The organism is Stutzerimonas sp. LR2 (assembly GCF_055755175.1).
Map to the genome: position 1 here is coordinate 271,113 of NZ_JBVTRR010000004.1, position 12,763 is coordinate 283,875.

13 protein-coding genes and 1 tRNA gene are annotated in these 12,763 nt (G+C 63.6%); 8 read left to right on the forward strand and 6 right to left on the reverse strand.

What is annotated here, in order from left to right:
- The first annotated feature begins 11 nt into the window (after positions 1-11).
- The 7 genes from ACVRRC_RS15645 (at position 12) to ACVRRC_RS15675 (ending at position 7,134) form a co-directional block, all read left to right on the forward strand.
- Positions 12-1,649 carry a VRR-NUC domain-containing protein gene (locus tag ACVRRC_RS15645; RefSeq protein WP_472997204.1) on the forward strand — a complete coding sequence of 546 codons (1,638 nt, stop codon included), beginning with the start codon at positions 12-14 and terminating at the stop codon, positions 1,647-1,649.
- Positions 1,646-3,925 carry a helicase C-terminal domain-containing protein gene (locus tag ACVRRC_RS15650; protein ID WP_472997205.1) on the forward strand — a complete coding sequence of 760 codons (2,280 nt, stop codon included), beginning with the start codon at positions 1,646-1,648 and terminating at the stop codon, positions 3,923-3,925. Before ACVRRC_RS15645 ends, ACVRRC_RS15650 begins: the two co-directional genes overlap by 4 nt.
- 89 nt (positions 3,926-4,014) lie before the next feature.
- A tRNA-Leu gene (locus tag ACVRRC_RS15655) sits at positions 4,015-4,101 on the forward strand.
- A 224-nt stretch (positions 4,102-4,325) separates the two neighbouring features.
- The gene (locus ACVRRC_RS15660) at positions 4,326-4,730 is read left to right on the forward strand and encodes an antitoxin Xre-like helix-turn-helix domain-containing protein (protein WP_026012474.1); all 405 of its coding nucleotides are present in this window, start codon (positions 4,326-4,328) and stop codon (positions 4,728-4,730) included.
- Positions 4,730-5,422, forward strand: coding sequence for an RES family NAD+ phosphorylase (locus ACVRRC_RS15665; protein ID WP_102841107.1), 693 nt, complete (start codon positions 4,730-4,732; stop codon positions 5,420-5,422). Before ACVRRC_RS15660 ends, ACVRRC_RS15665 begins: the two co-directional genes overlap by 1 nt.
- A 133-nt stretch (positions 5,423-5,555) precedes the next feature.
- On the forward strand, positions 5,556-5,735 hold the full coding sequence (locus tag ACVRRC_RS15670) for a hypothetical protein (protein ID WP_013982782.1): 180 nt from the start codon (positions 5,556-5,558) through the stop codon (positions 5,733-5,735).
- Between the two features lie 145 nt (positions 5,736-5,880).
- Complete coding sequence (locus ACVRRC_RS15675; protein WP_079328319.1) at positions 5,881-7,134, forward strand: alginate export family protein; 1,254 nt, start codon at positions 5,881-5,883, stop codon at positions 7,132-7,134.
- 34 nt (positions 7,135-7,168) lie between these two features.
- On the opposite strand, the gene arsJ is transcribed toward ACVRRC_RS15675, so the two are convergent.
- From arsJ to ACVRRC_RS15705, 6 genes are all read right to left on the reverse strand, one after another.
- Entirely contained in the window at positions 7,169-8,383 is a 1,215-nt protein-coding gene (gene arsJ, locus ACVRRC_RS15680; protein ID WP_011913234.1) for an organoarsenical effux MFS transporter ArsJ, read from the reverse strand.
- 90 nt (positions 8,384-8,473) lie between these two features.
- Positions 8,474-9,484 carry an ArsJ-associated glyceraldehyde-3-phosphate dehydrogenase gene (locus ACVRRC_RS15685; protein ID WP_106443219.1) on the reverse strand — a complete coding sequence of 337 codons (1,011 nt, stop codon included), beginning with the start codon at positions 9,482-9,484 and terminating at the stop codon, positions 8,474-8,476.
- Positions 9,485-9,510: 26 nt separating this feature from the next.
- Entirely contained in the window at positions 9,511-9,837 is a 327-nt protein-coding gene (locus ACVRRC_RS15690) for a YnfA family protein (protein WP_013982778.1), read from the reverse strand.
- 10 nt (positions 9,838-9,847) lie between these two features.
- Positions 9,848-10,342 (reverse strand): cyclin-dependent kinase inhibitor 3 family protein, encoded by a 495-nt coding sequence (locus tag ACVRRC_RS15695; RefSeq protein WP_106443220.1) that lies wholly within the window; start codon positions 10,340-10,342, stop codon positions 9,848-9,850.
- An 18-nt stretch (positions 10,343-10,360) separates the two neighbouring features.
- On the reverse strand, positions 10,361-11,074 hold the full coding sequence (gene arsH, locus ACVRRC_RS15700) for an arsenical resistance protein ArsH (protein ID WP_472997207.1): 714 nt from the start codon (positions 11,072-11,074) through the stop codon (positions 10,361-10,363).
- Positions 11,075-11,113: 39 nt separating this feature from the next.
- The gene (locus ACVRRC_RS15705; protein ID WP_011913229.1) at positions 11,114-11,470 is read right to left on the reverse strand and encodes a metalloregulator ArsR/SmtB family transcription factor; all 357 of its coding nucleotides are present in this window, start codon (positions 11,468-11,470) and stop codon (positions 11,114-11,116) included.
- A 218-nt stretch (positions 11,471-11,688) separates the two neighbouring features.
- Between ACVRRC_RS15705 and ACVRRC_RS15710 the strand changes: the two genes are divergently transcribed.
- On the forward strand, positions 11,689-12,762 hold the full coding sequence (locus tag ACVRRC_RS15710) for an ArsO family NAD(P)H-dependent flavin-containing monooxygenase (RefSeq protein ID WP_472997208.1): 1,074 nt from the start codon (positions 11,689-11,691) through the stop codon (positions 12,760-12,762).
- The last annotated feature ends 1 nt before the right edge of the window (position 12,763 follow it).

The following is a 12,763-nucleotide window of genomic DNA, read 5'->3' on the forward strand; positions in this document are numbered from 1 at the left end:
CCGGATGTGCGATGCGTCAGGCCCTGGAAAACCCCTTCTACTATCTCGACAACTTTCAGCAGGTCCTGGCCTGGGTGGACCAGCATCATGGCGACCTGCTGGACGACGCCGAACGCGCCTTCATCGGGCGTTTCGCTCTGTTGCCGCAGGCGTCCCAGGCATTGCTGGTGCGCATGGTGATGCGCAAGGGCGCGCTGTTCCGCGCCAGCAAACTGCACTACGGGGAGATCGGCTGTCCACGTCGGGCGGCAGCGCCATTGATCGAGCAGGGCTGGATCGATGCCGAGCGTGAGCTGACGCTGGAACAGCTGTTCGGCCTGCTGACCAAGGGCGAACTGCTGCAGCTGTTCGGCGCCACGAACTCGGCCGGCCTGCGCAAGGCCGAGCTGTTCGAAAGGCTGCGCGCCGACCATGACCTGGCCAAGTCCTTCGGGCAATGGTGGGCGGGCTCCGAGGACGCGGTGTACAGCCTGTGCATCGACGAACTCTGCGAGCGGCTGCGCCTGCTGTTCTTCGGCAATATCCATCAGGACTGGTCGGAGTTCGTGCTGGCTGATCTGGGCGTTTATCGCTACGAGCAGGTGTCCTTTTCCCCCGCCTCACGAGCGTTCAGTTCGCGTGCCGAGCTGGACGCCTACCTGCATCTGCATCGCTGTCGCGAGCGCTTCGATGCCGGCGAGCCGCTGGCGGAGATACTGGCGGCTGTACCGGCCGCGCCGTTCGGCAATGCCTGGCTGGAAAGCCGCCGCGGCAAACTGCTGCTGCGCATCGGCCAGCAGTTCGAACGGCTCGGCCAGCTCGACGAGGCCTTGCGCGTGCACGCGTCCAACAGCTATCCCGGTGCGCGTGAGCGGGCAATTCGTGTATTGGAGCGCGGCGGCCAGCCAGCGGCCGCGCTGGATCTGTTGCTTCAGGCCCGGGCCGCGCCGGAAAGCGAACATGAAGTGCAGCAGCTGCAGCGCATCCTGCCACGTCTGCAACGCAGCCTGGGCATTCCGACCGAACGTGCACGCAGCCGCAAGCCGGAACAGCTCGATCTGGTCCTGCCGAGGCCTACCTGCAGCGTCGAGCAGGCGGTGCGCGAGCATCTGACGAGGCCGGATGCGCCGGTGTATTACGTGGAGAACGCCCTGGTCGGCTCGCTGTTCGGCCTACTCTGCTGGGACGCGATCTTCGCGCCGTTGCCGGGCGCGTTCTTTCACCCGTTCCACTGGGCGCCGGCCGACCTGAACCGCGCGGACTTCCACCAGCGCCGCGCCGATCTGTTCGCCGCCTGCCTGGCCTGCCTCGACAGCGACGACTACCGTGACTGCATCTGGCGCACCTTCCAGGCGAAGCTCGGCATCCATAACGCGTTCGTCGCCTGGGGCCTGCTCGACGAACAGCTGTTGGCGCAGGCGCTGGACTGCATTCCCGCCGCGCATCTGAAGCTGCTGTTCCAGCGCATCCTGGCGGACGTCACTGGCAATCGCACCGGCCTGCCGGACCTGATCCAGCTGTGGCCGGAAGCGCGCCGCTATCGCATGATCGAAGTGAAGGGCCCGGGCGATCGCCTGCAGGACAACCAGAAGCGCTGGATCGACTACGCCCATCAGCACGGTTTGCCCATTGCCGTCTGCCATGTCCAGTGGGCCGAGGCCATGGCGTGAGCTATCGGGTCGCGGTGCGCGCGCTCTGCGAATTCACCGCCAAGGTCGGCGATCTGGATCTGCGCTTCACGCCCTCGCCCACCGCGCTGGAAGGCATCGCCGGGCACGCCCAGGTCACCGCCAGGCGTGGCGACGGCTACGAGCGCGAGATCGCCCTGGAGGGGCAATACGGGCAACTGAGCGTGCGCGGCCGTGCCGATGGCTACGACCCGGCGCGCAATCGCCTGGAAGAGATCAAGACCTTTCGCGGCGACCTGGAGCGCCAGCCCGCCAATCATCGCCAGTTGCATTGGGCGCAGGCGAAGATCTATGGCTGGCTGCTGTGTCAGACACGCGGGCTCGATGAACTCGAACTGGCACTGGTCTATTTCGACGTCACCAGCCACAAGGAAACGCTGTTCGTCGAGCGTCACACCGCAGCACAGCTGCGCGTGTTCTTCGAGACCCAGTGTCAGGCGTTCATCGACTGGGCCGCACAGGAAATGGCCCACCGCGCTGCGCGCGACCAGGCGCTTTCCGCCCTGCGCTTTCCCCACGACGACTTTCGTACCGGCCAGCGGCAACTGGCCGAGGCGGTGTACAAGGCGGCTTGCACGGGCACCACGCTTATGGCGCAGGCGCCTACCGGCATCGGCAAGACGCTTGGCACCCTGTTCCCGCAGCTCAAGGCATTCCCGGGGCAGCAGCTGGACAAGCTGTTCTTTCTCGCCGCCAAGACGTCCGGTCGACGCCTGGCACTGGATGCGTTGCAGACGCTGCAACGCAACGCCAACCATGGACTGCGGGTACTGGAGCTGGTGGCGCGCGAAAAGACCTGCGAACACCCGGACAAGGCCTGTCATGGCGAATCCTGCCCCCTCGCCCGCGGCTTCTACGACCGCCTGCCCGCGGCGCGGGCCGCCGCGCTGGGGCAGCCCCTGCTCGACCAGGCGGCCCTGCGCGAAGTGGCGCTTGCCCATCAGGTCTGTCCCTATTACCTCAGTCAGGAGGTGGCACGCTGGGCGGACGTGGTGGTCGGTGACTACAACTATTACTTCGATAGCAGCGCCCTCCTCCACGGCCTGGCGCTGGCCAACGACTGGCGCATCTGCCTGCTGGTGGACGAGGCGCACAACCTGATTGACCGGGCACGTGGCATGTACAGCGCCGAGCTCGATCAGCGCGCCTTCGCCGGCCTCGCCAGCCAGGCGCCAGCACCCTTGAAGCGGCCGCTGGGGCGCGTGCAGCGCTGCTGGAACGAGCTGCATCGCGAGCAGTTGCCGGACTACCAGGTGCAACCGGAGTTGCCGCTCAAGCTGCTGGGCGCGCTGCAACAGGCGGTCAGCGCCATCACCGACTATCTGGGCGAGCAACCCGCAGGGCTGGATGCGGAACTGCAACGGGCCTATTTCGACGCCATGCATTTCTGCCGTGTCGCCGAGCTGTTCGGTGAACACTCTCTGTTCGACATCAGCCTGTTGCAGGCGACTGCTCGCAGCAAGGCCCGTCGTTCGATCCTTTGTCTGCGCAATGTGGTTCCCGCCCCCTTTCTGGCTCCCCGCCTGGCGCAGGCGCGTTCCAGTGTGCTGTTCTCCGCCACGCTGAGCCCGCGCAGGTTCCACGCCGACATGCTGGGCCTGCCCGCCGGCAGTGCCTGGATCGATGTCGAGTCGCCGTTCCAAAGCCGGCAACTGCGCGTCTGCCTGGCCGAGCATGTCTCGACCCGTTATCAGCACCGGCAGGCCTCGCTGGGCGCCGTGGTCGAACTGATTGCCCGTCAGTACCGTGAGCGTCCCGGCAACTACCTGGCCTTCTTCAGCAGCTTCGATTACCTGCAACAGGTCGCCGCGCTGCTGCGCGAGCAATGCCCGGACGTACCCTTCTGGGAGCAGACCCGCGGCATGCAGGAAGCGGCGCGCAATGCCTTTCTCGATCGCTTTACCGAACACAGCGAAGGCATCGGTTTCGCCGTGCTTGGCGGCGCCTTCGCCGAAGGTATCGACCTGCCTGGCCAGCGCCTGATCGGTGCCTTCGTCGCGACCCTTGGCCTGCCGCAGGTCAACCCGGTCAACGAACAATTCAAGATACGGCTCGACGAGCTGTTCGGGCGCGGCCACGGTTACGACTACACCTATCTCTACCCTGGTTTGCAAAAGGTCGTGCAGGCCGCCGGCCGAGTGATCCGCACACAGCAGGACGAGGGCGTCGTGCATCTGATCGACGATCGTTTTGGCCGTCCGCAGGTGCGTCGTTTGCTGCCCGGGTGGTGGGCCTTGTCTGGCAGTTCTGGTGGTTGAACGCCGGTCGTTCTGGTTGCGTGGGCCTCGGAGGCTGGTTATAGTCCTGCGCCGCCGATTCCCCATCGGCGCGCTGCGACGCAGCCTACGCCCGGATGGCGAAATTGGTATACGCAAGGGACTTAAAATCCCTCATCCGAAAGGGTATGCGGGTTCGACCCCCGCTCCGGGCACCAAACTTCCGTTGGTTCCAGCAACTGGCGCCGGCGCAGCCCATTCGAATATCCCTCCTATATATCCCATCAGCCGCTCAAAGATCGGTTGCGCTCGATTGTGCGTACTTCAAGCCCTTCACGTTTGTTGGGCGTTAAGTTGCGGGCAATATCGGCGTCTCTACAAATCTGTAGAATAAATTTGTGCTAATCTGTATCTACAGAAACAAACTGTCGGAACCATTGCCATGTCAGCCACCCTTCAAGTAGCCGCTTTTTCCAAGGATCAATGCACAACTGGATTGCGCGCTGCGGTGAATATTCTGGACAAATGGCAGGCCACGACTGAACAGGCCTGTCGAATTCTGCGTATCTCCCGCAGCACTCATGCGCGCGCCAAGTTGCGTAATGCCGACTGGTCGGTGAGCCTGGATCCGGATCAGATGCAGCGCATCAGTTTCATCCTCAATATCCACGCCGCTCTGCGACTGATCTTCGATAATCCGGAGAACACCTACGGTTTCCCTGGAATGCCCAATCACAACGAGTTCTTCAACGGCCGTTCACCGCTGGCGGTCATGGCGCAGGGCGACATGATTTCGCTGTACGAAACATTTCGGCGGATCGACAGCCTGCGGGGCGCGCAGTGGTAGTGCCGAAGCGGCTGCCGGTTCGGCCGCCGGCGAAGCTGCAGGCGTATCGATTGGTGAACTCGAAGTTTCCGCCAATCGAGCTATTCGATGACGTGGCCGACGCCGATGAGTTCGACATGCTTTATCAGCTCCAGGCCCTGACGAACCCGCGCCTGCACAACGAGACCGGCCGACTCGAGCTGATTCCCCGTGGCGAGATCCCGTTCGGCATTCCCGGCTGCTCCTATGCCACCGCTCCGTTCACCCATGTGAATCCCTCAGGCTCGCGTTTCAGCGATGGCAGCTACGGCGTGCTCTACCTGGCCGACAGCATGGAAACGGCCCTGGCCGAAGTGCGCCATCACCAGGAACTGTACTGGTCCGGCGTGGTGGGTCTGAACTTCGAGCGCTTCGTCTTTCGCGGATTGTCGTGCCAGTTCGACGAGGCAGGCCTGCTGGATGCCACGACCGTCGCGCTGACCGACCCGATCTACGATCCGAACGACTATTCCGCGGCGCGCCAGTTCGGTCGTCAGCTCCGGCAGGACGGCTTTGCAGGTCTGCGCTACCGCTCGGTGCGCAAGCCTGGCCAGCATTGCTGGGCGCTCATGACGCCGCGCAATGTGCTATCCATTGTCCAGACCGCCCATTACGAGATGATCTGGAACGCCGGCATTACCAGTGTCAGCGCCATCGGCGAGGTTTCGCCGTAGGCCCACCCCGGCGCCGCTCGTCCGCACGCGCGTCACTGCCAACCAAGTGTAACAAACTCCGCGCATCCTTTGCTCAAGGACTCCCCCATGGCGCACGGACGCTCCCCCGAACAGACGATGTGAGGACGCGACGATGAGCAAGCGATCACTCGAAGAACTGGTAACCCGTTCGGATATCAGCGCACTGCAGCCGATGGCGCACTGGCGTCGTGGTCGTCGCAGCGGGCAGGAAAAAACGGGGCCGAACGCTGCGGCGCTGATCCAGCGTGCCGCAACCGATATCGGCATGTTGAAAGCTGCCATTGCGCATTAAGCGAAACGCTGACTTCTGAGCCACATGCAGCCCGAAGCGGGCTGCAATGCCCGCGGCAGAGCATTTTTTCGGCCTTGACTGCTGTCAATGGCAAAAATAGTAAGCAGCCTATCGTTCGCTCCGATGCCAACCAAGGGAGCGACACATGAGAAAGCTGCGTCCACATCATCTGACACCCTGCCTGCTTAGCGTCGGGCTGTTCTGCAGTCCGGCGATCCTCGCCGGCGAGAACTTCAGCGACCTGTTCACCGATGCCAAGCCGATTCTGGATCTGCGCTATCGCTACGAGCACATCGACCAGGACAACGCGCTGAAACATGCCAATGCGCAGACGCTGCGCACCCGCATCGGCTTCCAGACCGGTCAGTGGTACGGCCTGTCCGCGCTGGTCGAGGCCGACAACGTCAGCCGCCTGGGCGACGCGGCGTACAACAGCACGCGCAACGGCCAGACCGACTATTCGACCGTTCCGGACCCCGACGGCAGCGAGATCAATCAGGCGCTGCTGCGGTACGACCATGCACTCGGCAATGCTGTGGTCGGGCGGCAGCGGATCAATCTGGACAATCAACGCTTCGTTGGTGGTGTCGCCTGGCGCCAGAACGAGCAGACCTACGACGGCGTGCTGGGCCAGCTACAGCCTGTCGATGAGCTGACGCTGACCTATGCCTACATAGACAACGTCAACACCATCTTCGGCCCGGCTGACAATCGCTTCGACAACCCGGCGAACCCCGCCAACATCGAAGGCCACAGCCATCTGATCAACGCTCGGTACGTGCACTCACCGGAGCTGACGGCCACCGCCTACAGCTATCTGCTGGGACTGGACAACATCGCCACCGCACCCACCGCCGCGCTCGGCACCCTGTCCAGCAAGACCACCGGCCTGCGTCTGAATGGTGGCCTCCACGGCATCAGCTATGCGCTTGAATATGCCCGCCAGCAGGACTACGCCGGCAATCCGCAGGAGCTGAGCAGCGAGTACTACCTGGCCGAGCTGGGTTACGCCCTCAAGGGGGCCACGCTTAAAGCGGGCGTGGAAGTCCTGGGTGGCGACTCGGGGCCGGGCAATCGGGCCTTCCAGACGCCATTGGCTACCAAGCACGCCTTTCAGGGCTGGGCCGATGCCTTCCTGCTGACGCCTGCGGACGGTGTGCAGGATGTCTATCTCGGCGGCACTCTGCCTTTGTTCGGTGGAACGCTGCAGGCCTGGTACCACGATTTCCGCGCCGAACGCGGCAGCCAGCAATACGGCGAGGAGATCAACGTCGCCTACAGCCATGCCATCCCGCTGGTCAAAGGACTGGTGGCCACCGTCAAGTACGCCGGCTACGACGCCGATGATTACTCGGTGGATACCGAGAAGCTCTGGGCGCAGCTGCAGTACAGCTATTGATCATGTCAGGCGGGCGCTCGGCGCCCGCCCTGCCCTAGCCGTCGTGTCGCGGCAACCACAGAGAGATAAGCGCTGCGAGCACTACGAACAGGGACGACACCCACAGGCAAGCCTGCAGGCCGTAGACCTGGAACACCCAACCCGAGAGCAGCGTGCCCACCAGCCGCCCCAGGGCGTTGGACATGTAGTAGAAACCCACGTCCAGCGAGACACCGTCCTCCTTGGCGTAGCTGACGATCAGATAGCTGTGTAGCGATGAATTCACCGCAAACAGCACGCCAAACAGCATCAATCCTCCGATCAGCACCCACTGTGGCGACGCAGCCGTCGCCAGCCCGATCGCAATTGCCGCAGGCAATGCCGCCAGCGAAGCTGCCCATAGGCATGCCGCCCGACCATCCGGGACCTTGCCACTGCGTTTGCCGGTGATCGCCGGTGCGACCGACTGGACAATGCCGTAACCGATGATCCAGCATGCAAGGAAGCCGCCGACCATCCAGAAGTCCCAGCCGAAAACCGCGCTCAGATACACCGGCAAGGCCACCACGAACCACACGTCTCGCGCGCCGAACAGGAACAGGCGCGCCGCGGACAACACGTTGATCGCGCGACTCTTGGACAGGATGTCGCGGAACTTGGGCTTGGCCTTGGCCTTGCCGAGATCTTTTTTCAGCAGCACCAGACTGGCCAGCCAGACCAGCGCCAGCACGGCAGCCATCGAGAGAACCGCACCGGCGAACCCCAGCAACGTAAGAAGCGCGCCGCCAAGGAAGAAACCTACTCCCTTGAGGGCATTCTTCGAGCCGGTGAGAATCGCGACCCACTTATAAAGCGTGCCCTGCTGGCTGTCGGGTACCAACAGCTTGATCGAGCTCTTGGCGGACATCTTGTTCAGGTCTTTGGCGATGCCGGAAAGCGCCTGCGCACCCATTACCCAGGGCACGGTCAGCCATGAGGCCGGTACGGTGAGCATCAGCAGGGCCGCGACCTGCAGCGCCAAGCCGAGGTTCATCGTCCGGTTCAGACCAAGCCGCGCGCCGAGGTACCCGCCAATCAGGTTGGTGACGACGCCGAATATTTCGTAGAACAGGAACAGCGCGGCGATCTGCAAGGGCGAGTAGCCCAGTGCATGGAAGTGCAGCACTACCAACATGCGCAATGCGCCGTCGGTGAGTGTGAAGGCCCAGTAGTTACCGGTCACCACCAGGTACTGGCGGATTTCCGGCGCGAGACGTTGGAGAGCGTGCATGGCGGCGGCTCGAAGATGTGTACGGATCACTGATACAGGCGCGAACCCTCAGGGCGGGCTGCAACCCTCCCTAAGGGGATGTAGCCTGCCCTACCGGCCGTCGACGAGCCCGACCTTGCGCGCCAGTTCAACGGTGCGGTTGGCGTAGCCCCACTCGTTGTCGTACCACGCGTAGATCTTCACCTGCGTGCCGTTGACCACCATGGTCGACAGCGCATCGATGATCGACGAGCGCGGGTCGGTGCGGTAATCGATGGAAACCAGCGGCCGCTCCTCATACCCGAGGATGCCTTTCAGCTCGCCCTCTGCGGCGGCCTTGAGCAGCCGGTTCACCTCGGCGGCATCGGTAGCGCGCTCCACTTCGAACACGCAGTCGGTGAGCGAGGCATTGGCCAGCGGCACGCGCACGGCATGGCCGTTCAGCTTGCCGCGCAGCTCTGGAAATATCTCGGCGATCGCCGTGGCCGAGCCGGTGGTGGTGGGAATCAGGCTCATGCCCGAGGCGCGGGCGCGGCGCAGATCCTTGTGCGGCTGATCAAGAATACTCTGCGTGTTGGTCAGGTCATGGATGGTGGTGATCGAACCGTGGCGGATGCCCAGCTGCTCATGGATCACCTTGACCACCGGTGCCAGGCAGTTGGTGGTGCAGGACGCCGCGGTGACGATGCGGTGCTGCGCCGGATCGTACAGGCCGTCATTGACGCCCATGACGACGTTCAGCGCGCCCGCCTCCTTCACCGGCGCGCTGACCACCACGCGCTCGACCCCCTGCTCCAGATACTGCTGCAGCACCGCAACGGTCTTCATCTTGCCGCTCGCCTCGATGACAAGATCGCAGCCCGACCAATCGGTGTCGGCGATCGCCTTGTTGGCGCTGACCTTCACCCGTTGGCCGTTGATGACCAGGCAGTCGCCGTCGGCGCTCGCCTCGTGCTGCCAGCGACCATGCACAGAGTCGAAATTGAGCAGGTGCGCATGGGCGGCCGCATCGCCGGCCGGATCGTTGATCTGCACGAAATCCAGCTCCGGCCAATCCCAGGCCGCACGCAGGGCCAGGCGACCGATGCGGCCGAAACCGTTGATGCCTACTTTTATGCTCATGGATGACTCGCTCCTGAAATGATGGATCAGAGATTGCGCGGCGCGAACATGATGATCGCCATGCCCAGCAACGCCACGGCGCAGCCGAGCAGGTCCCACCCGGTGGGGCGAACACCGTCGACCAGCCACAGCCAGACCAGTGCGACAGCGACGTAAACGCCACCGTAGGCGGCGTAGACCCGTCCGGCAGCGGTGGGGTGCAGTGACAGCAGCCAGGCGAACAGCGCCAGGGAAAGCGCCGCCGGAACCAGCAACCAGATACTCTTGCCTTGTTTCAGCCAGAGGTACGGCAGATAACAGCCGACGATCTCGGCTATCGCGGTAATGACGAACAAGCCGAGCGTATTCAGCATGAGAGGCCCGTCATGCGCCGAAGCGTTCGATCCAGCCGACATGCGCCGGATGCTGGATAGCCTTGGGTCGAAGCGCCTGGACGCGGGCGATGGCGGTCGCGCGCGGCACTTCGCGGTCGATCAGGATGCGTGCTGCGATCAGTCCGGTACGACCAGAGCCACCCTTGCAGTGAATGGCGACGCGCTTGCCGGCATCCAGCAACTCATGGATCCGAGCTGCCGCCCCTTCCCAGGCTCGATCGAAGTCCGCCAGTGGCACCTGTTCGTCGGCCACGGGCAGGTGAAACCACTCGAGGTCGCGTTCGGCACAGAGTTGCGGCAGCTGGCTCGCGTCGTTACGGGCCAGCTCTTCGGCGGGCATCAAGGTGATCACTGCTTCGGCACCAGCCGCCTGCAGCGTGGCCAGCGCCTCGTCGAGGCTGCTGCCCTTGCTGCCGGGACACGGCGTGAAGATCAGCTGACCGGCACAGCCGGGTACATCGAGGATGTCGTAGGGATGGGACACGCGGGCGATTCCTGGAAGTCAGATTGAGCGTTGATTGACACGACGGGACAGCGCTTCGGCCGACTCCTTGCGTTCCGAGTAACGGTCGACCAGGTAATCGGCGCGACCGCGTACCAGCAGGGTGAACTTGATCAGCTCCTCCATCACATCCACCACGCGGTCGTAATAGGCCGAGGGCTTCATCCGCCCTGCCTCGTCGAACTCGAGATAGGCCTTGGCCACTGAGGACTGATTGGGGATGGTGAGCATGCGCATCCAGCGACCCAGCACGCGCATCTGATTGAGCGCATTGAATGACTGCGAGCCGCCGCTGACCTGCATGATCGCCAGCGTCTTGCCCTGAGTCGGGCGCAGCGCGCCCATGGCCAGCGGCACCCAGTCGATCTGGGCCTTGAACACTGCGCTCAACGAGCCATGCCGTTCCGGCGAGCACCACACCTGCCCCTCCGACCACTGCATCAGATCGCGCAGTTCCTGGACCTTCGGATGGCTGTCAGGCGCATCGTCCGGCAGTGGCAGCCCTGCCGGATGAAAGATGCGCGTCTCGGCACCGAAACGCTCCAGCAGCCGCGCCGCTTCCTGAACCAGCAAGCGACTGTAGGAGCGCTCCCGGTTGGAGCCATAGAGCAGCAGGATGCGCGGTTTGTGCGCAGGCCCGTCTGGGAGGCCCAGCTTGGCGAGATCCGGCAGATCGAGCAGCGCTGGATCGATGTTGGGTAGGTCGTCGTACATGGGGTAATCCTGAAAGTTGTGGCGAGTGAACGATGCGATTCAGCCACACACCGTCGCCCGCTCGGGACGATTGCGCATGCGCTCCAGACGCTGCACGTTGTCGCTCAGCCAGTTCTTGTTGGCAGCCAGAATCGGTTGCAGCATGTCCGTGACCCAGTCAGGCAGATGCGGATGGAGACGGTAATAGACCCACTGGCCCTGACGGCGATCTTCCAGCATGCCGCAGCTGCGCAGCATCGCCAGGTGACGGGAAATTTTCGGCTGGCTTTCATCCAGCGCGCAGGTCAGCTCGCACACGCACAACTCGCCTTCGCGGGCGATGAGCAAGGCGATGCGCACGCGAGTCTCGTCAGCCAGGCATTTGAATACGGTGGTAGGTGTCAGGTGCTCGATCACGAAAATACCCTTCTGACGCTTGCCGATCGGTTGATGATCGCGAAACGTATGCGTAGGCGAATATATTGCTTAACGCATATGCGAGTAAAGCGCAGGTTACGCGCACAGGTACTGAAGGCAGCCCCTGGCGTGGCGAATTTGCTTGGCGTAATGCAATCCGCGTATATTCCCAAGTTCGTATATAAGGCGAACCGAATGTCTTGGATGAGAGTCTGCTGATGTCAGCCCCCCATGTGCTCGATGTGATCATCATCGGCGCCGGGCAGTCGGCCCTGGCGACCGCGTACTTCATGCGGCGTACGGCGCTTTCCTACCTGCTGCTGGACGATCAACCCGCCCCGGGTGGCGCCTGGCTCCACGCCTGGAATTCGTTGAGGCTGTTCTCACCGGCGGCCTGGAGTTCGATCGCCGGCTGGCCGATGCCCACCCCCCTCGAACCGGGCAACCCGTGGCGCGACGATGTGATCGACTACCTGCAACGCTACGAGACCCGCTACAGCTTTCCCATTCAGCGCCCGGTGCATGTCGATGCGATCAGGCGCGTAGACGATCTATGGCAGGTTCAGGCCGGCGATCGGCGCTGGCTGGCCCGGGCAGTAATCAGTGCGACCGGCACCTGGAGCAAGCCTTTCATTCCGGACTATCCGGGGCGCGAGGCGTTCCAGGGGCTGCAATTGCATTCAGCGTACTACCAGGACCCTGCGCCCTTCTCAGGCAAGCGCGTGATGGTGGTCGGCGGCGGCAATTCAGCCGCGCAGATCCTGGCGGAACTCTCGAAGGTCGGCGAAACCATATGGGTCACTCAGGACCCGCCGGCATTCCTTCCCGATGAGGTCGATGGTCGCGTGCTGTTCGAGCGTGCAACCGCGCGCTGGAAGGCCCAGCAGGAGGGCCGCAGCGTCGATGACCTGCCCGGGGGCTTCGGCGATATCGTCATGGTGCCATCGGTGCTCGACGCGCGGGAACGTGGCGTGCTGGTAGCGCAACCGCCGTTTGTGCGCTTGCACGAAACTGCCGTCGAATGGGCGGACGGCCGTCAGACTCGCCTCGATGCGGTGGTCTGGTGCACCGGCTTTCGCCCGGCGCTCGATCATCTTCACCCGTGCGGGCTGGTGGAGGCCGACGGCAAGGTGCAGGTAGCAGGGACCCGAGCCGTGAAACAGCCCAATCTCTGGCTGGTCGGCTACGGCGAGTGGACCGGCACGGCATCTGCCACGCTGATCGGCGTCACGCGCAGCGCCCGAAGTACGGTCAACGAAGTGGTCGAAGCGCTGTCCGCACAATCCCGCTAGC